Below are 22,526 nucleotides of genomic sequence, written 5' to 3'. Positions count from 1 at the left end.
TCTTGCAAGCAAAACGCTAACCATAGTTAGCAAGGTCTCAGGATCCCGTTTGCGCGCCGCTCGGCCGATCCGTACGGTCCGACCGTGCACAAGATCACAGTCAATGGAGCAAGCATCGCGTACGACGAGGCCGGCACCGGTTCGCCAGTCGTCCTGCTGCACGCCGGGATCGCCGACCGGCGGATGTGGCGAGGGCAGGTATCCGCGCTCGCCGCCCGGCACCGGGTGATCGTCCCGGACCTGCGCGGCTACGGAGACTCGGAGCTCCCGCCGACCCCGTTCACGCACCACGACGACGTGGCCGGGTTGCTGGACGCGCTCGACCTGCCCCGGGCCGCCCTGGTCGGCTGCTCCTTCGGCGGAGCGGTCGCCATCGACACCGCGCTGGCCCACCCCGACCGGGTGAGCGCGCTCGCGCTGTTCGACACGGCGGTCTCCGGCAACGAGTGGTCCGACGAGGCGAACGACCTCTGGGACGGCCTGGTCGGCGAGGTCGACCCGGACGACTTCGTCGCCGGCGCGGCCGGTGAGGTGCGGTTCTGGGTGGTCGGCCCGCGCCGCCAGCCGGAGGACGTCGACCCGGAGCTGGTCGCGTTCGCGCAGGAGATGGACCAGCGTGCCCTCGCCGCCGAGCTGGCGCTCGGCGCGGTCGAGGTGGGAGAGCTGTCGCCACCGGCGATCGGTCGTCTCGGTGAGCTGAAGATCCCCGTCCTGGTCACCGCCGGCGCCGCGGACGTGCCGGACATCAGTCGTCTCGCCGACCGGATCGCCGCCGAGGTCCCCGGCGCGGTACGACTGCCCGACGTGCCCGACGCCGCGCACCTGCTGCCGCTGGAGCGTCCGGAGCCGGTCAACGCCGCGCTGCTCGACTTCCTCAGCTAGCCACCACCGCCGCCGGCGTCACCAGAGCGGGCGGACCGCCCCGACCGGGACCCCGCCACCGAAGAGCGGCACCTCGGCGTACTCGGTCAGCACCGGAGCGTCCACGCCGAGCCGGCGCAGCGCGGAGACCAGGACCGGCATCCGGGCCCGGTCGGCGCCGTCGTCGATCTTCAGTGCGACGGCGCCGACGCCCGGCAGCGCCACGGCGATCACGCCCTCGGCACCGACCTTGGCCAGCAGCCCCGGGACACCACGCATCAGCCGGGTGTCGTCGGCCTGGGTGCCACCCACGATCTCCGGGTACGCCCGCATCGCGTCGGCCACCGTGCGCGGCACCGAGCCGGGCTCGGCGTCGACCAGCCGGAGGTACGCCCCGGCCAGACCGGCCAGCGACACCGCGAGGACCGGGGCACCGCAGCCGTCGACCCCCACCGCCGCCGCCTGCTCGCCGGTGAACTCCTCGATGGCGGCTCGCAGCCGCTGCTGAAGCGGGTGCTCCGGCCGCCAGTAGCCCTCCCGGGACCAACCCGCGGCCTCGCAGGTCAACAGCATCCCGCTGTGCTTGCCGGAGCAGTTCATCTGCACCCGGCTCGGGCCGCCACCGGCCCGAAGCACCGCCTCCCGGGCCGCGGCCCCCACCGGCAGGTCGGGCGGGCAGTGCAGCGCCGACGAGTCCAACCCGGCGCGCTCCAGCAGCGCACCGACCCGGGCCAGGTGGAATTCTTCACCGGCGTGGCTCGCCGAGACCAGCGCCACGTCGGCCGGGTCGGTCAGGGCCAGGCCGGCCCGGAGCATCCCGATCGCCTGCATCGGCTTGCTGGCCGAGCGGGGGAAGATCGGCGAGGTCACGTCCCCGGCGGACGCCACCGCGACACCGGCTGCGTCCAGCACCACCACCGAGCCGCGGTGCGCACCCTCCACGAACCCGGACCGGACCACCTCGGCGAGCGGCGCGCCGCCCTCGTACGTCTTCGTCACGCGCTGGACGGTACCGACGGTCCGGGGGTGCCCGGCGGCGGGGTGACCAGGAGGTCCACCGCCCGGGTGACAGGGGCGCGGGACAGACCCGGCCTTACAGCCCGAGTAGCTCGCGGGCCTCGGTGGTGGTCAGCGGCGGGCGCTGAGCGAGCTGGGCGAAACCCACCGCGCGGGCGACCAACTGCATGTTGGACTCCACCGGGCGGCCCTTCGCGTACGTCACGGTGTCCTCCATGCCGACCCGCAGGTGCCCGCCGGTCGACAGCGAGGCCAGCAGCACCGCGATGGTGCTCCGGCCGACGCCGGTGGCCGAGAAGGTGGTGCCCTCGGGCAGGTCCCGCAGCATCCGGTGGGCCGCGACCAGGGTCTCGGTGTTGCCCGGCATCCCGCCCGGCACGCCCATCACGAAGTCGACGTGCACGTGCCCGCCGGCTGGCAGCCCGTACTTGCCGAGCAACCGCTGCAACGCGGACAGGTGACCGAGGTCGAAGATCTCGTACTCCGGCACGATTCCGCGTTCCTGCATCCGGGTGTGCAGGTCGACGATGAACTCCCGGCGGTTGAGGAAGACGTCGTCGCCGAAGTTGACAGTGCCCATGGTGCAGGAGGCCATGTCCGGACGGGCGTCGAGCACGGCGAGCCGGGCGGCCTCCGGGTCGGTCACCGCGCCGCCGGAGGAGAGCTGCACGATCAGGTCGGTGCTCTCCCGCAGCGCCGCCACCGTGTCGGCCAGCCGCACCGGGTCGAGCGTCGGCCGGGCCTCGTCGTCGCGGATGTGGACGTGGATCACGGCGGCGCCGAGCGCCTCGCACTCCTTGGCGGTGAGCAGCAACTCGTCGAGGGTCACCGGCAGCGCCGGCACCTCCGCCTTGGCCGACTCAGCGCCGGTCGGGGCCACCGTGATCAACGTTCCTGTCGTCATGCCGGCGATCCTAGACGGCCCGCTCAGGACGGGTCGATCGCCGCCGCGGTCTCGCCGATCAGCAACGCGGCGTCGTCCGGGACGTTCCGCTTCAGCACCGCGAGAGCGACCTGGCCCAACTCGTGGTGCAGCACGGCGGTGCCGACGAAGCCGACCGCCCGGCCGTCGAGGGTCACCGGCGTACCGGCCACCGGCGGCTGATCGGTGGTCACCCCGTCCAGATGCAGCAGTACGAGGCGACGCGGCGGCCGGCCCATGTTGTGCACCCGCGCCACCGTCTCCTGCCCCCGGTAGCAACCCTTGTCCAGATGCACCGCCGGGGCGATCAGGTCCACCTCGGCCGGAATGGTCCGGTGGTCGGTGTCCACCCCGACCCGGGGCTGCCGGGCGGCCACCCGGATCGCCTCGTACGCCCACAGCCCCGCGACCGGCACGCCGGCGCCGCGCAGCTCCGCCACCACCTGGTCCATCGCCGACCGGGGCACCAGCAGGTCCACCCCGAGCGGACCACGTCGGGCCCAGCCGCCGATCGGCAGCGGTCGTACGTCGTACCGAGCGCTCGCCCGCTGTGGCACGGCACCGTGCGGGAACTTCGGACCCGGCACCGCGACCACGTCCGGTGCGGCGAGCCCGGTCACGCCGAGCGTGCCGAGCGCCTCCATGGCCGCCGGCCCGACCAGCGACAACAGCGCGCGCTCGGCCGTCGCGTCGCGTGGTTCGACCTTGCTGAAGAACCGCATCTTCTCCAGGTAGGTCAGCAGGCCCTGGGTGGCACCGGGCTCGGTGTCCAGCCAGGTGGTCTCGCCGTCCTCCGCGACCATGGCGTGCTGCTCGACGTGGCCGTGCGGGGACAGCACCAGCAACTCGGTGCCCTCACCAGCGGCCAGCGCGTTCAGGTGCTGCGAGGTGACCGTGTGCAGCCAACTGGCCCGCTCTTCCCCGGGCACCGCGATGATCCCTCGATGCGACCGGTCGACCAGACCGACAGCGGTGTCCAGGGTGCGCTGCTCGCGCAGCGGGTCGCCGTAGTGCGCGGCCACCCCTCGCACCCCGGCCGCGACGTGCGCCGGATCCGGCTGGTCACGGCTGGCCTCGTCGATGCTCTCGACGGCCACCGCACCCGCAATGTCGATCATTTTTCGTCCCCGTTCTCGCAGCGTACGCAGACGCCGAAGAGTGACACGTGCCCGATGTCCACCCGGAACCCGCGCTGCGCGGCCAACTGGTCGGCGAGGGGGCGGAGCAGCTCCGGATCGATCTCGTCGATCGCGCCACACTCCCGGCAGACCAGGTGGACGTGTTGGTGTTCACCGGCGGCGTGATAGGTCGGTGAGCCGTGCGACAGGTGCGTGTGGGTGACCAGACCGAGCCGTTCCAGCAGCTCGAGCGTGCGGTAGATGGTGGTGATGTTGACGCCGGCGGCGACCTCCCGGACCGCGGTGTGCACCTGCTCCGGGGTGGCGTGGCCCAGATCGAGCACCGCCTGGAGGACGAGCTGCCGCTGGGCCGTCAGCCGCAGCCCACGGGCCCGCAGCATTTCCGCGAGGGAGGATTCGGACACCGTCCGATCATAGTTCGGCCAGCAGGCTGTTCCCCGCACCGCGATCGATCACCGCTACGCTCGACGGTCATGGTGAGGTCGTCCGTCGGGAAGAACGCGGCCGACCCGACCGCGCGGATCGCCGTCCTGGGGCGTGGCCCGGTGCCGCCCGGCGACCCGGTGCTCCGCGGTGACGACCTCGGGGTGCTGCACGGCGACGGCCTCTTCGAGACCATGCACCTGCGGGACGGCCAGCCGTGGCTGCGCGACGAACACCTGGCCCGCCTGGCCACGGCCGCCGCTGCCGTCGAGCTGCCCCTGCCCCCTACCAGCGCGCTGATCGACCTGCTGGACCAGGTACGGACAGGCTGGCCAGCAGCTGTGGAGGGGGCACTTCGGTTGGTCTGCACCCGAGGCCCGGAGGCGGGCGGTCCGCCCACCATCTACGCCACGCTCGCCCCGGTGCCGGCGACTTCCCGGGCCGCCCGGCGGGACGGAATCATCGTGGCCACCCTGCCGCTGGGGCTTCCCGCCGCCGCCCGCAGTGGGCTGACCTGGCTGCCGGCCGGCATCAAGTCCACGTCGTACGCGGTCAACAGCGCCGCCCGCCGCTGGGCCCGCCGGGCCGGTGTCGACGACGTGCTCTGGATCTCCTCCGACGGGTACGCGCTGGAGGGCCCCACCGCCAATGTGGTGTGGCTCACCGACGACACGCTCTGCACGGTGCCGGCCGCCAGCACCGGCATCCTCGCCGGCACCACCGTGGCCTGGCTGCTCGCCCACGCGAGCGAGCTGGGCCTGAGCGCCGCCGAACGGATGGTCAGCAGCGCCGAACTGCACGCGGCGGACGGCGTGTGGTTCACCTCGTCGCTGCGCGGAGCCGCCGAGGTCCACACCCTGGACGGGGTACGGCGGGCTCGCTGCCCGCGTACCCCCGCCCTACAGGCCCTGCTGGGTTTCCCCCTCTAGCCGGCCACCGGCCCCGAGGTCAACCGCCGACCCGGACGAGTCGGGCGGAGAGGTGCGGACTGAGCCCGTGCCCCATGGCGGCCATCTCCTGGGCGTAGAGCAGCGCCCCATCGACGATGCCGAAGAGCCGGTGCCCGCCGGTGACCTCCTTGGCGGTCGGAGTCCGGATCACCGCGTCGGTGGCGAACTCGAGCTGCGTGCCGGTGCGCTTGCCCAGGTGCAGCTCCATCACCCCGGTCGGGGTGGTCAGCAGCGCCTCCAGCTCGTCGGTCGCCCGCCCATCCACCAGCACCGGCCGCCACCAGCCCACCTCGCGGCCGGCCGGACGGACCGGCTTGCTCTGCTCGTCGAGGATCCAGGCACGCGACTCGTAGTGCAGGAACGGCCGGCCGTCGTGGCTGATCCGAATTTCCTGCGCGTAGTCGAAGTCGTCGATGGTGGGGAAACCGCCCTTGCCCCGACCGCGCCACAGACCTATGTAGGGCAGCAGGGCATCCAGCGCGGGGTGCAGCTTCGGCCCGACCCGCAGGTCGTGACTCTCCTCGAACGGGTACTCCTCGACCGGCGGCGCGTTCAGCCACGGCGGCTGCAGCGGGTTCTCGCTCACAGGGTCACCTTCGTTCGCGACTGCGGGGCTCGCAGGCCCGGCTCACTCCTCGCGCTCACAGGGTCACCTTCGTTCGCGACTGCGGGGCTCGCAGGCCCGGCTCACTCCTCGCGCTCACCAGCGTCCTCTCGAAATCCTTACGGCAAGGTAGACCAGGCCACCGGCGAGCCCGCCCAGGCCAGCGACCAGCAGGCTGACAAACCCGATCTCGGTAACCATCCCGGCCATCCTATGCTGGGCCACATGGCCCGCACTCTCGTCGTCAAGGCCACCGCGGGGGCGGACGCCCCGGAGCGGTGCGCGCAGGCATTCACCGTCGCCGCGACGGCGGTAGCGGCCGGGGTGGACGTCTCGCTCTGGCTGACCGGTGAGTCCACCTGGTTCGCGCTGCCCGGTCGCGCCCAGCAGTTCGACCTGCCGCACTCCGCACCCCTGGCCGAGTTGTTGCACGTGATCCTGACCAGCGGCCGGGTGACCGCCTGCACGCAGTGCGCGGCCCGACGGGAGATCGGGCCGGACGACGTACTCCCCGGGGTCCGGATCGCCGGTGCCGCGGTCTTCGTCGAGGAGGCGTTGGCCGAGGGCGCGCAGGCACTCGTCTACTGACCGCACGGCGGCGGTGGGTCGATCCGAGCGGAGTGCCGATACCGACCCGACAACTCGGACGGCTGCCTACGATTCGGATGTGACCGAGGCGGCGGAAAGGTTCTTCGAGGCACTGCCGTCGCGCGCACCCGACGTCCTGGGCGGCCTGGCCGACGGCACCCTCCAGATCGACCTCGGCGAGGACCACCGCACCGAACACTGGCTGGTCCGGATGCGGCCCGGGTCGGTGCAGGTCAGCCGTGGGCGTGGCCCGGCCGACGCGATCTGGTACAGCAGCGCCGCCCTCTTCGACCGGCTGGTCACCGGGGAGGCCCAGGGGGTCTCGGCGGTGCTGCGCAACGAGAGCACGTTCAGCGGGAACGTGGTGCTCTTCCTCGCCTTCCGCCGGTTCTTTCCGAACCCGCCCGGCACCCGCGACCCCCGCGAAACGGCCCGTCGAGCAGCCGGGCGTCTTCGGTGAAGGACCTCGTCAGCATTCTGGACGGCAACACCTTCCTGGTCAGCGACCGGCGTGGGGACATCGAACCGTCCTACGACTTCCCCACCGGGCTGTTCTCCTTCGACACCCGCTTCCTGTCCAAGTGGGTGCTCACCCTGGACGGCGAACGGCTGCACGCCCTCTCCGTCGACGATGCCGAGTCGTATCGCACCAAGTTCTTCCTCGCCCCCGGCGAACCCACGCACTATCTGGACGCCAAGGCGTCGGTGATCCGCAGCCGGGCGATCGTGGGCAGCTTCGAGGAGGAGCTGACCGTGCTGAACCACCTCGGCGCGGAGGTCGAGTGCACCCTCCGGATCGAGATCGGGGCCGACTTCGCCGACCTGTTCGAGATCAAGAACTCTCGACAGAAGCGGGGCCGGATCACCGTCACGGTCGCCGAGAAGGAGCTGCGGCTGACCTACCGGCGGGAGGCGTTTCACCGGGAGATGGTGGTCAGCACCACCGCGCCGGCCCAGATCGACGAGACCGGAATGACCTTCCGGATCCGGATCGCCCGCAACGACAGCTGGACCACGCGGTTACACGTGTCCAGCGTCGTCTACGGGGCCCGGGGCGAGGACATCCGGGCCACCCTCCCGTACGGCGGCAGCCGCAGCGCGAACGTCATCCGGGCCGAGCAGCAGGAGCTGATCGACCGGGCCCCGAAGCTCGGCTGCGACTGCGAGCCGCTGGCCGGGGCGTACCGGCGCAGCCTGAACGACCTGGCCGCGCTGCGCTACGAGTCGATCGCCCTTGGCGTACGGCTGATCGCCGCCGGACTGCCCTGGTTCATGACCCTGTTCGGCCGGGACAGCATCATCACCTCGTTGCAGGTGCTGCCGTTCCTGCCGGAACTGGTGCCGCCGACCATCCTGATGCTGGCCGGACTACAGGGGCACCGGGTGGACGACTTCCGGGACGAGGAACCCGGCAAGATCCTGCACGAGCTGCGGTACGGGGAGACCGCCGGCTTCGAGGAGCAGCCACACTCGCCGTACTACGGGTCGGCCGACTCGACGCCCCTGTTCATCATCCTGCTCGACGAGTACGAGCTGTGGACCGGTGACGACGCACTCGTCCGCAAGCTGGAGCCGCAGGTCCGCGCGGCGTTGGAGTGGATCGACACCTACGGTGACCTGCTCGGCACCGGCTACCTCTGGTACCAGACCCGCAACCCGGAGACCGGCCTGCAGAACCAGTGCTGGAAGGACTCCTGGGACGCCATCTCGTACGCCGACGGTCAGATGCCCGGCTTCCCCCGGGCCACCTGCGAGTTGCAGGGCTACGCGTACGACGCGAAGGTTCGGGCCGCCCGGCTGGCCCGGAAGTTCTGGAACGACCCGGAGTTCGCCGACGAGCTGGAGCGGCAGGCCGCCGACCTCAAACGGCGGTTCGACAGCGACTTCTGGATCGCCGACCGCGAGTACTACGCGCTTGCGCTGGACGCCGACGGCCGGCAGGTGGACGCGCTGACCTCGAACATCGGGCACCTGCTGTGGAGCGGCATCGTGGACGAGTCCCGCGCCGGCAAGGTGGTCGAGCACCTGCTCGGGCCACGACTGTTCTCCGGCTGGGGGGTGCGGACGCTCGCCGCGGACGAGGGGCGGTACAACCCGATCGGCTACCACGTGGGCACCGTCTGGCCGTTCGACAACTCGATCATCGCCTGGGGATTGTGGCGGTACGGCTTCCGGGAGGAGGCAGGGTTGCTCTGCGACACGATGCTGGAGGCGTCCCGGTACTTCGAGGGTCGGCTGCCGGAGGCGTTCGCCGGCTACGCCCGGGACCTCACCGACTACCCGGTGGAGTACCCCACCGCGTGCAGCCCGCAGGCCTGGTCGACCGGGACCCCGCTGCTGCTGCTGCGGGTGATGCTGGGGTTGGAGCCGCAGGGCGAGCACCTGATCATCGACCCGGCCGTACCACCGGGGATGGGCCGGGTCGAGCTGCTGGACATCCCCGGCCGGTGGGGCATGGTCGACGCGTTGGGCCGCAGCCGTGACCCGGAGGACCAGCCGGGCGCCGGCTGACCCGAGCGGGCCGCCCGGCTCAGACCGGGCAGCCGACGGTGGCGGCCAGTCGGGTCTCGTCCGGGCTGATCTCGGCCAGCACCGTGACGACACCGCTGCGGTACGCGTACACCGGGGGGTGGTCCAGCAGTGGGGCGCTGCCGGCCAGCGGGGCGAGTGCGGCCGTCGAGGCCGCCGGGCCGGGACCGTTCGCGGACCACGCGGTACGGGCGAGCCCGCCGCCCGGGCAGGGCGCGGTGACCAGCTCCGAAGCGGCGTCGCCCGGCCGGTCGAGGGCCCGCAGCGCGGCGGTCAGCGCGGCGGTCTCCGGGCCGCCAGCGGTGGCCGGGGCCGGCGTGTAACCGGCGCCGACCGGCCGGCAACCGGTGTCGACGACCAGTCGCACCCGGCCGTCGACGGTCGGCCGGCCCTCGACGGCCACGAATTCTCCGGCGTCGGCGCGCAGCTCGGGGCCGTCCACGCCGGGCCCGACTCCGGCGCGCCAGCTCGCCGGCAACCGCTCGGCGATGCCGGCCAGCACGGCCCGCTCGTCGCCGGTGGCCGCGAGCACCCCCACCTCGCGCCGCAGCCTCGCCCCATCGGCGAACGGGGTGACCCGGCAGCCGGACGCGACCCGCGCGGGGCCCAGTTCCAGCAGACCGGCCGCACCTGCCGCGCGGACCAACTCGCCGACCGCCCGGTCGACCACCGGGCCGGCCTGATCGAGGGAACGCTGTTCACGCACGGTCGGCGGGTCGTTCCGCACCGATATCCAGGTGAGCCCGCCCAGCAGCACCGCCCAGGCCACTGTCACGGCCAGCAGCCAACGCCGTCGAGACCGGGCGGGTGTCGGCGCGGCAGGGCCGGCCGAAGAGGCCCGACCCGTCTGCACAGCACCGCTCACCCGGCCATGGTGTCACGCGCCCGCCGCCGGGCCGGCAGCGGAGGCGGTCGGCCCGACGGAGCGACTGCGGGTCAGTGGCCGTTCAGCCGGGGTGGCGGGTCGAGCCGGTAGCCGACGCCCCGCACCGTGTGCACCTGCGGTCCGCCCGGCAGGCCCCGCAGCCTGCGACGAAGCCGTCTGATGGCGGATTGCAGCGCCGCTGTGTCCGCGCCACCCAGCGCGGAGACGCAGAGCCGTTCGTAGCTCCACACCACCAGCGGTGGGCCGATGAGCAGGTTGAGCAGGTCCCGTTCGGTGGGGGTCAGCGGGAGCACCTCGCCGCGCCAGGTGACCCGGTGTCCGGCCCGGTCGACGACCAGCTCACCCCACTTCACCAGGCCCCGCGCCCCGGTGAGCGGAAGGACTGTGGGACTGACCGGCGCCGGGCCCGCCGGCGACGACAACAGCTCGCGTAGCTCGGTCAGATCGGAACAGCTGTGCACCGGGGCGCGCCCGTCGAGTTGGCCCAGCACCCGCTCCCGCAGCGACATGTCCGTGCCCACACAGAGGACGATGGGGACCGCTTCGTCGGACCCGCCGCTTTCATCCCTGAAATCCACCCGTAGATACTGACGCATGCCGATGAATTTCGGCACCCGCCCCGGCGTGCCGGCGCGCTACGAAGAAACGACCGGGGCCAGCCACCCCCGGGAGGGTGACCGGCCCCGGTCGATCAGAGCAGTGGGTCAGGCGACGGTGACGGCAACCTCGTTGACGCCTCGGCCGGCAGTGACAGCGGTGTCGCCGTTGCCGTGTCGGGACAACGCCCGCAGCGTCCAGGAGCCCGGCGCGGCGAAGAACCGGAACTGCCCGGCAGCCGATGTGACCACCTCGGCGGTGAACTCACCGGTCGAGTCGAGCAGCCGGACGTACGCGCCCGGCACCGGCTCGGCCTCGGCGGAACGGACGATGCCGGTGATGACGGTTTCCTTCTCCAGATCCAGGCTGGCCGGCAGCGGCGCGGCCTGGTCCGGTGCGGCGCAACCCGCGGCGGTGGGAAGAGTCATGATCAGGCCTCCCCGGGTTCGTCGCCGAGCGCGACCGGCACACCGACCAGCGAGCCGTACTCGGTCCAGGAGCCGTCGTAGTTCTTGACGTTGCGGTGACCCAACAGCTCCTGAAGCACAAACCAGGTGTGCGACGAGCGCTCACCGATCCGGCAGTACGCGATGGTCTCCTTGCCGTCGTCGAGCCCCGCGTCGCCGTAGATCTTGCGCAGCTCGTCGTCGGACCGGAAGGTGCCGTCCTCGTTGGCCGCCTTGGACCACGGCACGCTGATCGCGGTGGGGATGTGGCCGGCCCGCTGCGCCTGCTCCTGCGGCAGGTGGGCGGGGGCGAGCAGGCGACCGGCGAACTCGTCGGGGCTGCGCACGTCGACGAGGTTCTTGGTGCCGATCGCGGCGACGACCTCGTCACGGAAGGCCCGGATGGAGGTGTCCGGCTCCTGCGCGACGTACTGCGTCGCCGGGCGGGACACCGCGTCGGTGACGAGCGGGCGGGCGTCCAGCTCCCACTTCTTGCGGCCGCCGTCGAGCAGCTTCACGTCACGGTGGCCGTAGAGCTTGAAGTACCAGTAGGCGTACGCGGCGAACCAGTTGTTGTTGCCGCCGTACAGGATGACGGTGTCGTCGTTGCTGATGCCCCGCTCGGAGAGCAGCGCCTCGAACTGCGTCTTGTTGACGAAGTCCCGGCGGACCTGGTCCTGGAGGTCGGTCCTCCAGTCAATCTTGATGGCGCCGGCGATGTGGCCGGTCTCGTAGGCCGAGGTGTCCTCGTCGACCTCGACGAAGACGACGCCCGGGGCGTCGAGGTTCTTCTCGGCCCACTCGGCCGAAACGAGTGCGGTGTCGCGACTCATCGAATCACTCCCTGGTGAGGATGGATGGTGAGCCAACGCGCGCGAATCGATGGGTGTAACTGTCGCACCACGCGCGGGACCCAGCGGAAGGACGGGATCACGGGTTCGTGCGACGGCGCCGCTGCCGGGCGTTCGGTGGGATAACCGGAGGGTGCGAGAACCCTGTGCCGGTGGCCGCCGTCAGGCGACCGGAGACAGCCCCGCCGTCAGATGACGGGGCGACACAGGCAGGTGGCCACGCGGCACAGGTCGACCGCGCGCCGTTTGGTGAGGTGGGTCCCCATGGCCAGGGAGCCTACCAGCCAGTGACCGTGCTGCCACTGGGCCGACCACCATCCGGGAATCGCCGGGATCGCCGAGGATTTCGGCGTCCCACCGCGCCTCCGGCGTCAGCCAGCGGAGTTGATCGGCACGTTCTTGGCGTCGGCGGTGACCGCCAGCCCTTCCGGCAGTGGACGGACCTCCCGGACCGCGAGCTGGAACGGCAACTCCGGCAGGGGCACATCGATGGAGATGCTCTTGGCGTAGTTGCTCAGGAAGGCCCGAGCCAGCGGCAGGTTCGGCAGACCCGCGGCGTCCAGGTCGTTGAACCGCAGGGCGACCGCGCCGTTGTCGGCGACGGTGACGTCGGCGGTGCCGCTGATGGTGAGCTTCTGACCGAGGATGTCGGCCGGGGCCTTGACGGTGAGCTTGCCGTTCTGCTCGCCGAGGGTGAGACCCGGGCGGTTCAGCAGCGCGGCCAGACTCTCGTAGCTGATCGTGCCGGCACCGTTGACGGTGTCCGCCACGACGTCACCCTGGCCGGTGCGAAGGGTGTCCAGCGAGGCCCGAACGTTGCGGGCGGTCACATCGAGCACCGGCAGCCGGACGGCGTCGCCCTCGACCGATGCCTGCACGTCCCGCAGGTTGATGGTGATCCGCTGGTAACGGCCGTCCAGCACCTGGGTGAGGAACGGGGTTCCGCCAACCTCCACCTCGGGCGCTGCGGATTGCGCGCCCTGCTTGGCGATCTCCTGGCGTACGCGGTCGCCGATCATCCGCTCGGCGACCCCGACCGCGACCCGGTCGGCGACCACCAGCAACCCCGCCAGCAGCAGGAGCAGCACGAACAGCCCGATGAGCAGCTTGCGGCCACGCCGTCGGGGTCGCGCCTCGTTCACCGGATAGTCCTGCGCCACGCCGCCTCCTGTCTCCGCCCGTCGCGTCGCGACGGGTCGTTCGTACCGACGCCGCACGGCGGCGCACCCGTAGGTACCCGACCGGCTCAGCGCTCAACCGTGACTCAGAGGAAGAGCATGCACATGGCGTACGCGGCGGGCGCCGCCAGGGCGAAACCGCCGAGCGGGCCCTGCATGTGCCGGGCCACCCACATCGTGGGCGGCTCGCCGGCCATCAACCGGCCCGCCTCCGCGTACCCCACGGCGAGGTCGGAGAGGACGGCGGTGACCGCCGCGACCAGGCCGATCACGGCGGCCCGGGTCGGCGTGAAGGGAGCCACCAGGTAGCTGCCGAGGAGGGCGCTGGTCAGCGTGCCGACCATCGCGCCGGCCACCACGCCGGCGGCGCCCCGGGGCACCTGCGGGGCGAGCCGGGGCCAGGGCAGTACGGCGTCGGTGATCCGGGCGACGGTGAGCGCGACACCGCTCGCGGTCAGGCAGACGGTGATCGCCTGGGTGCCGGCCGGGATCCGGCTGAGCACGATCAGGGTGCCGAAGGCCACCACCCCGACCACGATGAGCAGCGTGGCGCCGAGGGAGTCGGTGACCCGGACCCGGTCGACCCGACGAACCAGTTGGCCGAGCACCGCGGCGAGGAACCCACCGGCGGCGAGGTAGCCAAGTGGCGCCAGGCCGGCGACGTCGGTCTGCACCGCGGCGATGTCGGCCAGCGCCGCGACCGCGGCGCTGATCCCGGCGACCACCAACAGCGCGGGCGGACGCATGGCCATCGTCCAGGCGAGCACGAACAGCAGTTGGACGCCGAAGATGATGAAGGCGAACGGCAGCCGGTGACCGGGGCCCGACGTCTGCGCGCCGAGCACCAGGCCGACACCGAGCAGCGCGGCGAAGCCGGCGATGGTCAGCGCCAGTTGACGGTGCACCGCAACCGGGGGGATGACCTCCTCTTCCGGCTCGTCGATCTCTTCTTCGGATCGGCGGGCCGGCTCGCCGGCGCGACGGGCACGGCGCGGCCCACCCCGTTCGCGGCGGTCGCCATCGGTGGTGGCCGGACCGGTACGCGGCGCGGGCGGTTGGCCGCGCGTCGCTGCGGCGGCCGGACCCGGTTGGGGCCCTGCGGGCCACGATTCGCGGCCGGCCTCGGGCGAGGTGGAGGGAAACACGACCCGATCGTGCCAGACCGACGGCCCGACGCGGTGGTCACGGGTTTCAGCGGCGTTAAAATCCGGGCCACGATCAGGGGCAAGGTAGACAAACGGGAAATGGCCTGACGGCGCGGCCGAGGCGATCGGTTAGGCTCAACGCGTTACCCGCCCGTCAGCGACGCCGGGACCACGCAATTTCTCAGCGCACTCCTCGATGAGTGCGACTGGTCGCGTGCGGCCTCGCGCCGCCGGGACGGAGGTGATCGTGGAGATCCTGCTGCTGGTGACCGCACGCGCAGGAGAACCGTCGGCTGTGCTGCCGGCGCTCGACCTGCTGCCGCACTCGGTCCGCACCGCGCCGCGTGATGTTCGCACCCTGGTCGCGGGCCCCAGCCCGGACGCGGTGATGGTGGACGCCCGATCGGAGTTGAGCGAGGCCCGCGCGACCTGCCGGATGTTGCACGCGACCGGGCTCGGCGTGCCGCTGGTCGCGGTGGTGACCGAGGCCGGCCTGATCGCACTCAACGCCGACTGGGGCGTCGACGACGTCATCCTCGCCTCGGCCGGCCCCGCCGAGGTCGAGGCACGGCTGCGGCTGGCGGTGGGCCGGCTCAGCAACGCGACCGCTGGCGCGGGTGGCTCGATCCGGGCCGGCGAGCTGACCATCGACCCGGACACCTACGCGGCCAAGCTCAAGGGCCGTCCGCTCGACCTCACCTACAAGGAGTTCGAGCTGCTGAAGTTCCTGGCCCAGCACCCGGGTCGGGTGTTCACCCGGGACCAGCTCCTGCGCGAGGTCTGGGGCTACGACTACTTCGGCGGCACCCGCACGGTGGACGTGCACGTCCGGCGGCTGCGCGCCAAGCTCGGCTCGGAGTACGAGTCGATGATCGGCACCGTCCGCCAGGTCGGCTACAAGTTCGTCGTTCCGCCGTCGCGGTCGCTTCCCGAGGCGGAGCACGCGCCAGTGCCGGTCTGATCCGGAGACCACTCCGGGCGATTTCCCATATGCCCTTTTTGCGCAGCTTGGTGGCTCTATTCTGACTGCCGGGTTTGTCGGAGAAAGGGGCGATGGTGCGCGCACTGAACACGGGGGCGACGGGCCGGCGTGACCGGCAAGCCAGGCGGAAGTCGTGACGCGCGGCAGCTCCACCGCGCGGGCCGCGGGGATCGTGACGCTGGTGGTGGCGGGGCTTCTCGGCTCCGCGTACGTGCTGGGCCGCAGCCTCGTCCCCGACCAGACGCCTCGGCAGTCCACCGGTGTCACCACGAGCGCCGACGGACCGCACTACGCCGACCAACCCAGCGTTGGCGAGCCGGGCGGAGCCCCGAGCGCCAGCACAAACACGGCTGAGACCGGCCCAGCCGAGGCCGGCCAGGACGGGTCCGGACGGGACGCCGGAGGCGACAACCTGTTCGGCGCGCACGCCACCACCGGCACCCCGCGGCTCGCGCTGACATTCGACGACGGGCCGGACCCGCGCTACACGCCGCAGGTTCTCGCCCTCCTGCGCGAATACGACGTGCGCGCCACGTTCTGCGTGGTCGGCGAGAACGCGCAGAACCACCCCGACCTGGTCCAGTCGATCGTGGACGCCGGGCACACCCTGTGCAACCACTCCTGGCACCACGACGTCGGCCTGGGCGCCCGGTCGGCCGACGCGATCCGCTCCGACCTCCTGCGCACGAACGCGGCGATCCGGGCGGCGGTGCCGAACGCCCCGATCGTCTGGTACCGCCAGCCGGGCGGGGCCTGGACGTACCCGGTGGTGTCGGTGGCGCGGCAACTCGGCATGACCCCGCTGCACTGGTCGGTGGATCCGTCGGACTGGGAGCTACCCGGTGCCAACAAGATCACCGCGACGGTGCTGAGCCAGGCCGAACCGGGCTCGGTGGTGCTGCTGCACGACGCCGGTGGGGACCGGCAGGGCACGGTGGAGGCGCTGCGCCGGATCCTGCCCGACCTGACCGCCCGGTTCGAGCTGGAGGCACTCCCCACCGACCCGACGTGAGCCGCGGCTTTACGGCGACGCTCCGGGCGTCACGACACGCAACGGATACGGTGGCGGGATGAGCAGCGCGGAGCCGACCAGCGACCAGGTGACCCGGAGCGACCAACTGGCGCCGGCGGAGATCGCCGACGTACTCGCCCTCGCCAGCGCCGCAGGTGACACGGACGGAGCGGACCCGCTCGACGAGCACGTCCTGCTGCGGCTGCGCGACCCCGACGCCCCCGCCGTTCATCTGATCGCCCGCGCCGACGACGGCACCCTCATCGGGTACGCGCACCTGGACACCACCGACCCGGTCGGTGGGATCGGGGTCGAGCTGGTGGTGCACCCCGCGTACCGGCGGCGGGGCACCGGGCGGGCGCTCGCCCGGGGCGTACTCGCCTCGGCCACCGGGCCGCTGCGGGCGTGGGCGCACGGCGACCACCCCTCGGCCGCCGCGCTCGCCGTCGACCTCGGCTTTGCCCGCGCCCGGGTGCTCTGGCAGTTGCGCCGGCCGTTGGCGGCCCCGCTGGGTGAGCCGCACCTGCCCGACGGGGTGGCGCTACGCGCGTTCCGGCCCGGGGCGGACGACGCGGCCTGGTTGGCTCTCAACGCACGGGCCTTCGCCGAGCACCCCGAACAGGGCCGGTGGACGTCGGACGACCTGCGGGTCCGCCTCGCCGAGCCGTGGTTCGACCCGGCGGGCTTCCTGCTCGCCGAGGAGACCGCGACCGGCCGACTGCTCGGTTTCCACTGGACCAAGGTGCACGAGCGGCCGGGGTCGGCCCGGATCGGCGAGGTGTACGTCCTGGGGGTGGAGCCGACCGCGCACGGCGGCGGGCTCGGCCGGGCCCTGACCACCGCCGGGCTGGCCCACCTGCGGGACAAGCGCGGCCTCGACCGGGTGATGCTCTTTGTGGACGACTCGAACACCGGGGCCGTCGCGCTTTACGAGCGGCTGGGCTTCGCCCGCTGGTCCGCGCACATCAACTACCACCTGGGCTGACCGTCGGCCGTCGCGCCGAGCGCGTCACCGACGGATAACGGCTGAGCGTCGGCGGGATAACGCCGAACCGGAAATATGCCCATACTTCCGACAGGTGCACCCGGGTTCACTTAACGGACAACTCACCCTCGGCAAGCGGTCATCTCAGGGGCCGTACGTGTTCACCTTGCGTTCACTTGCGACCGGCGAACCGGCTACCTGGCACTTCTAACTTTCGTGTCAGCCGGTCATCGCCGGTCCTCGGGCCCCGGATTCGGGGCGCCAAGTCAGACGCGAAGGGAAACCCCTCAGGTGAAGCTCCAGCGGTACGGCGCTATTGCCGGCCTCGCCCTAGCCGCGACGCTCGGCCTCAGCGCATGCGGCTCGGACAACAACGAGCCCGCCCCCGGCGCAAGCGCTTCGGGCTCGGCCGCCGCGGTCGACTGCGCTACCGGAACGCTGAACGCCCAGGGCTCGTCGGCGCAGAAGAACGCCATGGCCGAGTGGATCAAGGCGTACCAGACGAAGTGCCAGGGCAGCACGATCAACTACGAGCCCTCGGGCTCCGGCGCCGGCATCCAGGCGATCATCGCCGGGACCGCCGACTTCGCCGGCTCCGACTCCGCGCTCAAGCCGGAGGAGCAGCCGCAGGCGGACGCGAAGTGCGTCGGTGGCAAGGCCATCAACCTGCCGATGGTGATCGGCCCGGTGGCCGTCGCCTACAACGTCAGCGGCGTGGACAACCTGCAGCTCAAGCCGGCCACCCTGGCGAAGATCTTCGCCGGCAAGGTGACCAAGTGGGACGACGCAGCGATCAAGGCTGACAACCCGGACGCCAAGCTGCCCTCCATCGCGATCCAGACCGCACACCGCTCAGACTCCTCCGGCACCACGGACAACTTCACGGACTTCCTCACCAAGACCGCCGAGGCCGACTGGACCTTCGGTAAGGCCAAGGAGTGGAAGGCCCCGGGCGGCACCGCGGGCAAGGGCAACGACGGCGTGACCAGCGTCATCAAGGGTGCCGACGGCACCATCGGCTACGTCGAGCTCTCCTTCGCCGAGAACGCCAGCCTCAAGATGGCCAAGATCGGCAACGGAGCCGGCGAGTTCGCCGAACTCACCCTGGAGAACGCGGGCAAGACCATCGCCGGCGCCGAGATCACCGGCAGCGGGAACGACCTCAAGATGAAGATCGACTACAACACCAAGGAGGCCGGGGCCTACCCGATCGTCCTGGCGACGTACGAGATCGTCTGCGACAAGGGCCTCGCCGCCGACAAGCTTCCGCTGGTCAAGAGCTTCCTCGGCTTCACCGCCAGCACCGAGGGCCAGAAGGTGCTCAGCGAAATCGGCTACGCGCCGCTGCCTGAGTCGGTCCGCGCCAAGGTCGAGGCGTCGGTCAAGAACATCTCCTGACGAAACTGTCTGACATCACCTTCAATCGAAGCGAGCGAGCAGATGGGTGAAACCCCTCACCGCTCGGCCGACGCCGGCACCGGCGGGACGCGCGTGACCCAGAGTCACGAGTGGCCCGCCGGTGCCTCGGCGCGTGTGGCCGAGGCACCAGTCAGCACCCGTTCCCCGGGCGGCACCGGGCTGGGCGGCGGCGGCGCGCTGCCGCGCAGCCGTAAGTTCGGCGCCGAGCGGGCCTTCCGCGGTCTCACCCTGGCCGCCGGCACCGCCGTTCTGGTCATCATCGCCGCCATCGCGATCTTCCTGGTCGCCAAGGCGGTGCCGGCCCTACGCGCCAACACCGAGAACTTCTGGTCCTACGAGGGCTGGTCCCCCAACGACACCCAGCCGAAGTTCGGCATCGGTGCGCTGGCCTTCGGCACCGTGCTCAGCTCGGCGCTCGCGCTGCTCATCGCGGTGCCGGTGGCGCTCGGCATCGCGCTCTACCTGTCGCACTACGCGCCGCGCCGGCTGGGCACCGCGCTCGGCTTCCTGATCGACCTGCTGGCCGCGGTGCCGAGCGTGGTCTTCGGCCTCTGGGGGCGTGACGTCTTCAGCAGCCCGGTCCGGGACTTTTCGGTCTGGCTGAACGAGTACTTCGGCTGGATCCCGATCTTCGGCGGCGACGGCCCGTTCGGTAAATCGGTCATGCTCGGGGCCCTGGTGCTCGCGATCATGGTGCTGCCGATCATCACCTCGCTCTCCCGCGAGGTGTTCCTCCAGACTCCCACCGCGAACGAGGAGGCCGCCCTCGCCCTGGGCGCCACCCGCTGGGAGATGCTCCGCACCGCGGTGCTCCCCTACGGGCGTCCCGGCATCATCGCCGCAATGATGCTCGGCCTCGGTCGGGCGCTCGGCGAGACCATCGCCCTGGCACTGACCCTCGGCATCACCTTCGGCATCTCGTTCAACCTGATCCAGAACGGCGGCAACACCATCGCCGCCAACATCGCCAACGCGTTCGGCGAGGCGAACGAGACCGGCCGGGGCGCGCTCATCGCCTCCGGTCTGGTGCTGTTCGCCATCACGCTGATCGTCAACATCACGGCGCGGGCGATCATCTACCGCCGCCGGGAGTTCACGGAGTCGGCCGCATGACCACAACCGCCACCTCCCACCGCACCCGGCCGCCGGCCCAGCCCGACTCGCTGCGGGCCAAGCGGCTGCCCTGGTACGCCGCCCCGGCCATCGCCGTGGCGGCCCTGGCGCTCTCCGCCGTGGTCGTCTACGGCACCGGCATCGGCGGCCCCGTCCTCGTGGTCGTCCTCGGCGCGATCCTCTACCTGGTCGGCCTCTTCGCCGCCGCCAACGCGGTCGAGGGGCGCCGATCGGCCCGCAACCGCACCTGGAGTGCACTGATCCACTCCGCCTTCGTGTTGGCGGTGCTGCCGCTCGCCTCGGTCGTCTGGACGCTGGTCAGCAAGGGCGCCGAGCGCTTCGACGCCGATTTCTTCAACGCCTCGATGAACAACATCGGGCCGCGGGACGCCAACGGTGGCGCGTACCACGCGATCGTCGGCACGCTGGAGCAGGTCGGCATCGCCACCCTGATCACCGTCCCGCTCGGCGTTCTCTGCGCGATCTACATCGTCGAGTACGGGCGGGGCAAGTTCGCTTTCGCGATCCGGTTCTTCGTGGACGTGATGACCGGCATCCCGTCGATCGTCTCCGGCCTCTTCGTGCTGGCGTTCTGGGTGCTGATCGTGTCGCCGTGGTTCAACGACGGTCGGCCCAGCTTCTCCGGCTTCGCCGCCGCGCTCGCGCTGAGCGTGCTCATGCTGCCCACCATCGTCCGGTCCACCGAGGAGATGCTCCGCCTCGTACCGGCGCCACTGCGCGAGGGCGCGTACGCGCTCGGCGTACCCAAGTGGAAGACCATCCTGCGGGTGGTGCTGCCGACGGCGCTGCCCGGCATCGTCACCGGCGTCATGCTCGCCATCGCCCGCGCGGCCGGTGAGACCGCGCCGGTGCTGCTGGTCGCCGGCGGTGGCGCCGCGATCAACACCAACCCCTTCGAGAACAGCCAGTCGTCGCTGTCCCTCTTCGTCTACCAGCAGGCCGGCGACGCGTCGAAGTACGCCCCGGCACGGGCGTGGACCGCGGCACTCACCCTGGTCGCCCTCGTGCTCATCCTGACGATCGCGGCGAAGTTGCTGGCCCGTCGCAACAGGCTCAGCCGATGAACCCCGGAGGTACCACCATGGCAAAGCGCGTCTCCGCCTCGAACGTCACCGCGTACTACGGCGGCTTCAAGGCGATCGAGAACATCAACCTGACGGTCGAGCCGAAAACGGTCACCGCCCTCATCGGGCCGTCCGGTTGCGGCAAGTCGACGTTCCTGCGGTCGATCAACCGGATGCACGAGGTGCTGCCGGGGGCCCGGGTCGAGGGCAGCCTGACCATCGACGACCAGGACATCTACGACCGGGACGTGGACGTCACAGCGGTCCGGCGCACCATCGGCATGGTTTTCCAGCGGCCCAACCCGTTCCCCACCATGAGCATCTTCGAGAACGTGGTGGCCGGGCTGAAGCTCAACGGGGTCCGCAAGAAGTCGATCCTGGAGGACGCGGCCGAGAAGGCCCTGCGCGCCGCGAACCTGTGGGGCGAGGTCAAGGACCGGCTGGCCAAGCCCGGCGCGGGCCTCTCCGGCGGTCAGCAACAGCGGCTCTGCATCGCCCGGACCATCGCGGTCGAGCCGCAGGTCGTTCTGATGGACGAGCCGTGCTCCGCCCTGGACCCGATCTCCACGCTGGCGATCGAGGACCTGATGTTCCAGCTCAAGGACAAGTTCACGATCATCATCGTGACGCACAACATGCAGCAGGCTGCGCGTGTCTCGGATCGGACCGCCTTCTTCTCGATCGAGAAGACCGGCGACCCGGGCCGGCTGATCGAGTACGACAACACCCAGAAGATCTTCAGCAACCCGAGCGTGAAGAAGACCGAGGACTACATCACCGGCCGCTTCGGCTGAGCCGACCACGTCCGGTCACCGGCGCCCCGCCTCCCGGCGTGGGCGCCGGTGCCATGTCCAGCGCTGCGGCAGGGCCCGTGGTCAGCCCAGCACGAAGCGGGGTTCGCCGTCCGGGGGCAGGTCCAGGCGCGGGGTGATCGGGGTGGCCGCGTCCCGGTCGGCTGCCGCCCGCGCCACCCCGGTCAGGTCACCGGCCGCCGCCACCTGGGCCAGCGTGACCACTGTCGGTGGCAGCATGGTCAGCTCGCCGGCCTGCGCGCGGGCCAGCGCGTCCGCCGGGCGGATCCACAGGGTGTGGTCGGCCTCGCCGGAGACGTCGCGGGTCCGCTGACCCGCCGGCAACAGGGCGATGAAGAAGTACGTGTCGAAGCGGCGCGGCTCGAACTCGGGCGTGATCCACCGGCTCCACGGCAGCAGCAGGTCCGACCGAAGGGCGAGCTGACGATCGGCGAGCAGCGCCGCGAAGCCCAGTCGCCGCCCCTCCAGGTCCTGCCGGGCCGCCTCCCAGTCGTCGCCGCTGACGTCGCCCACCACTGTCTCCCGGTTCGGGCCGGCGAGCAGTACGCCGGCCTCCTCGAAGACCTCCCGCGCGGCGGCGCAGACCACCGCCTGCGCGGCCTGCGGAGCCACTCCGAGCCGGTCCGCCCACTCGCCCGGCGTCGGGCCGGCCCAGTCCAGGTGCGTCTCCGAGTCGGAGCGGTCCACCCCGCCGCCGGGGAAGGCGTACATCCCGCCGAAGGTCATCGCGGCGACCCGGCGGATGACGTACACCTCGAAGTCGGCGCCGGTCGGACGCAGCAGCAGCACGGTGGCCGCGACCCGCGGCGTCGCCGGGGTGCCACCCTCGGCCTGGAACCGGCGGGCGTGCTCGACCAGAGCGGCCGGGGCGGCGAAACCGGCACTGTCGATCGTCATGCCGCGAGCCTAGTTCCCGCCGGGGGAACGCCGGCCGCGCGCTGGGCGATGGAGCGGTCGGCTCGGTCGACGATTCGAGCATGAT

At 71.6% G+C, this 22,526-nt stretch carries 26 protein-coding genes; 12 read left to right on the top strand and 14 right to left on the bottom strand.

Annotation, left to right across the window (positions count from 1 at the left end; all coding sequences use genetic code 11):
• Window positions 1-84: 84 nt before the first annotated feature.
• Complete coding sequence (locus ACIA47_RS12950; protein ID WP_203122867.1) at window positions 85-882, top strand: alpha/beta fold hydrolase; 798 nt, start codon at window positions 85-87, stop codon at window positions 880-882.
• A gap of 18 nt (window positions 883-900) precedes the next feature.
• On the opposite strand, the gene ACIA47_RS12945 is transcribed toward ACIA47_RS12950, so the two are convergent.
• From ACIA47_RS12945 to ACIA47_RS12930, 4 genes are all read right to left on the bottom strand, one after another.
• Entirely contained in the window at window positions 901-1,860 is a 960-nt protein-coding gene (locus tag ACIA47_RS12945) for an asparaginase (protein WP_396707751.1), read from the bottom strand.
• 94 nt (window positions 1,861-1,954) lie between these two features.
• Entirely contained in the window at window positions 1,955-2,782 is an 828-nt protein-coding gene (locus tag ACIA47_RS12940; protein WP_396707749.1) for a 3-keto-5-aminohexanoate cleavage protein, read from the bottom strand.
• Between the two features lie 23 nt (window positions 2,783-2,805).
• Complete coding sequence (locus ACIA47_RS12935) at window positions 2,806-3,918, bottom strand: YgfZ/GcvT domain-containing protein (protein ID WP_396707747.1); 1,113 nt, start codon at window positions 3,916-3,918, stop codon at window positions 2,806-2,808.
• Window positions 3,915-4,343: a Fur family transcriptional regulator gene (locus tag ACIA47_RS12930; protein ID WP_091402843.1), complete on the bottom strand. Its 429-nt coding sequence runs from the start codon at window positions 4,341-4,343 to the stop codon at window positions 3,915-3,917. The genes ACIA47_RS12935 and ACIA47_RS12930 overlap by 4 nt, the downstream gene beginning before the upstream one ends.
• 69 nt (window positions 4,344-4,412) lie before the next feature.
• On the opposite strand from ACIA47_RS12930, the gene ACIA47_RS12925 reads away from it, so the two are divergent.
• Window positions 4,413-5,291 (top strand): aminotransferase class IV, encoded by an 879-nt coding sequence (locus tag ACIA47_RS12925; RefSeq protein WP_396707745.1) that lies wholly within the window; start codon window positions 4,413-4,415, stop codon window positions 5,289-5,291.
• 19 nt (window positions 5,292-5,310) lie between these two features.
• Here ACIA47_RS12925 and ACIA47_RS12920 read toward each other — a convergent pair whose 3' ends face one another.
• Both ACIA47_RS12920 and mtfM read right to left on the bottom strand, forming a co-directional pair.
• Window positions 5,311-5,898 carry an FABP family protein gene (locus ACIA47_RS12920; protein WP_396707743.1) on the bottom strand — a complete coding sequence of 196 codons (588 nt, stop codon included), beginning with the start codon at window positions 5,896-5,898 and terminating at the stop codon, window positions 5,311-5,313.
• 114 nt (window positions 5,899-6,012) lie between these two features.
• Window positions 6,013-6,117, bottom strand: coding sequence for a small membrane protein MtfM (mtfM, locus tag ACIA47_RS12915; RefSeq protein ID WP_030327764.1), 105 nt, complete (start codon window positions 6,115-6,117; stop codon window positions 6,013-6,015).
• 12 nt (window positions 6,118-6,129) lie between these two features.
• Here mtfM and ACIA47_RS12910 point away from each other — a divergent pair, with 12 nt between their 5' ends.
• From ACIA47_RS12910 to ACIA47_RS12900, 3 genes are all read left to right on the top strand, one after another.
• A complete protein-coding gene (locus ACIA47_RS12910) occupies window positions 6,130-6,504 on the top strand; it encodes a DsrE family protein (protein ID WP_112584197.1) in 375 nt (124 codons plus the stop codon).
• Window positions 6,505-6,583: 79 nt separating this feature from the next.
• On the top strand, window positions 6,584-6,964 hold the full coding sequence (locus ACIA47_RS12905; protein ID WP_203122862.1) for an SCP2 sterol-binding domain-containing protein: 381 nt from the start codon (window positions 6,584-6,586) through the stop codon (window positions 6,962-6,964).
• A complete protein-coding gene (locus ACIA47_RS12900) occupies window positions 6,961-9,015 on the top strand; it encodes a glycogen debranching N-terminal domain-containing protein (RefSeq protein ID WP_396707740.1) in 2,055 nt (684 codons plus the stop codon). The genes ACIA47_RS12905 and ACIA47_RS12900 overlap by 4 nt, the downstream gene beginning before the upstream one ends.
• A gap of 19 nt (window positions 9,016-9,034) precedes the next feature.
• Here ACIA47_RS12900 and ACIA47_RS12895 read toward each other — a convergent pair whose 3' ends face one another.
• The 7 genes from ACIA47_RS12895 to ACIA47_RS12865 all read right to left on the bottom strand — a co-directional run bounded on the left by ACIA47_RS12895 (window position 9,035) and on the right by ACIA47_RS12865 (window position 14,136).
• Entirely contained in the window at window positions 9,035-9,898 is an 864-nt protein-coding gene (locus tag ACIA47_RS12895) for a hypothetical protein (RefSeq protein ID WP_396707738.1), read from the bottom strand.
• 71 nt (window positions 9,899-9,969) lie between these two features.
• The gene (locus tag ACIA47_RS12890) at window positions 9,970-10,428 is read right to left on the bottom strand and encodes a winged helix-turn-helix domain-containing protein (protein ID WP_396708227.1); all 459 of its coding nucleotides are present in this window, start codon (window positions 10,426-10,428) and stop codon (window positions 9,970-9,972) included.
• A 195-nt stretch (window positions 10,429-10,623) separates the two neighbouring features.
• A complete protein-coding gene (locus ACIA47_RS12885; protein ID WP_091402852.1) occupies window positions 10,624-10,944 on the bottom strand; it encodes a DUF1416 domain-containing protein in 321 nt (106 codons plus the stop codon).
• 2 nt (window positions 10,945-10,946) lie between these two features.
• Entirely contained in the window at window positions 10,947-11,795 is an 849-nt protein-coding gene (locus ACIA47_RS12880) for a sulfurtransferase (RefSeq protein ID WP_112584191.1), read from the bottom strand.
• A gap of 206 nt (window positions 11,796-12,001) precedes the next feature.
• Complete coding sequence (locus ACIA47_RS12875; protein ID WP_310503780.1) at window positions 12,002-12,079, bottom strand: Ms5788A family Cys-rich leader peptide; 78 nt, start codon at window positions 12,077-12,079, stop codon at window positions 12,002-12,004.
• Between the two features lie 105 nt (window positions 12,080-12,184).
• Window positions 12,185-12,973, bottom strand: a complete 789-nt coding sequence (locus ACIA47_RS12870; RefSeq protein WP_396707736.1) for a DUF2993 domain-containing protein — start codon at window positions 12,971-12,973, stop codon at window positions 12,185-12,187.
• A 104-nt stretch (window positions 12,974-13,077) separates the two neighbouring features.
• A complete protein-coding gene (locus tag ACIA47_RS12865) occupies window positions 13,078-14,136 on the bottom strand; it encodes a hypothetical protein (protein WP_396707734.1) in 1,059 nt (352 codons plus the stop codon).
• Window positions 14,137-14,377: 241 nt separating this feature from the next.
• Here ACIA47_RS12865 and ACIA47_RS12860 point away from each other — a divergent pair, with 241 nt between their 5' ends.
• The 7 genes from ACIA47_RS12860 (at window position 14,378) to pstB (ending at window position 21,526) form a co-directional block, all read left to right on the top strand.
• A complete protein-coding gene (locus tag ACIA47_RS12860) occupies window positions 14,378-15,097 on the top strand; it encodes a response regulator transcription factor (protein ID WP_209444464.1) in 720 nt (239 codons plus the stop codon).
• Window positions 15,098-15,251: 154 nt separating this feature from the next.
• Window positions 15,252-16,130, top strand: a complete 879-nt coding sequence (locus ACIA47_RS12855) for a polysaccharide deacetylase family protein (protein ID WP_396707732.1) — start codon at window positions 15,252-15,254, stop codon at window positions 16,128-16,130.
• A 58-nt stretch (window positions 16,131-16,188) separates the two neighbouring features.
• Entirely contained in the window at window positions 16,189-17,115 is a 927-nt protein-coding gene (gene mshD, locus ACIA47_RS12850) for a mycothiol synthase (RefSeq protein WP_396707730.1), read from the top strand.
• A 291-nt stretch (window positions 17,116-17,406) separates the two neighbouring features.
• The gene (pstS, locus tag ACIA47_RS12845; RefSeq protein WP_203121743.1) at window positions 17,407-18,513 is read left to right on the top strand and encodes a phosphate ABC transporter substrate-binding protein PstS; all 1,107 of its coding nucleotides are present in this window, start codon (window positions 17,407-17,409) and stop codon (window positions 18,511-18,513) included.
• 42 nt (window positions 18,514-18,555) lie between these two features.
• Window positions 18,556-19,647: a phosphate ABC transporter permease subunit PstC gene (gene pstC / locus ACIA47_RS12840; RefSeq protein ID WP_396707727.1), complete on the top strand. Its 1,092-nt coding sequence runs from the start codon at window positions 18,556-18,558 to the stop codon at window positions 19,645-19,647.
• Window positions 19,644-20,732, top strand: a complete 1,089-nt coding sequence (pstA, locus tag ACIA47_RS12835) for a phosphate ABC transporter permease PstA (protein ID WP_203121741.1) — start codon at window positions 19,644-19,646, stop codon at window positions 20,730-20,732. Before pstC ends, pstA begins: the two co-directional genes overlap by 4 nt.
• Before the next feature lie 17 nt (window positions 20,733-20,749).
• Window positions 20,750-21,526 carry a phosphate ABC transporter ATP-binding protein PstB gene (pstB, locus tag ACIA47_RS12830; protein ID WP_091402861.1) on the top strand — a complete coding sequence of 259 codons (777 nt, stop codon included), beginning with the start codon at window positions 20,750-20,752 and terminating at the stop codon, window positions 21,524-21,526.
• Window positions 21,527-21,607: 81 nt separating this feature from the next.
• Here the strand turns inward: pstB and ACIA47_RS12825 are convergent, their stop codons facing one another.
• Window positions 21,608-22,441 carry an NUDIX domain-containing protein gene (locus ACIA47_RS12825; protein ID WP_203121739.1) on the bottom strand — a complete coding sequence of 278 codons (834 nt, stop codon included), beginning with the start codon at window positions 22,439-22,441 and terminating at the stop codon, window positions 21,608-21,610.
• Between the last annotated feature and the right edge of the window lie 85 nt (window positions 22,442-22,526).

It is taken from the genome of Micromonospora sp. NPDC051227 (genome assembly GCF_044455385.1).
Lineage (GTDB): Bacteria > Actinomycetota > Actinomycetes > Mycobacteriales > Micromonosporaceae > Micromonospora.
This window is presented reverse-complemented; position numbering and strand designations above follow the sequence as displayed.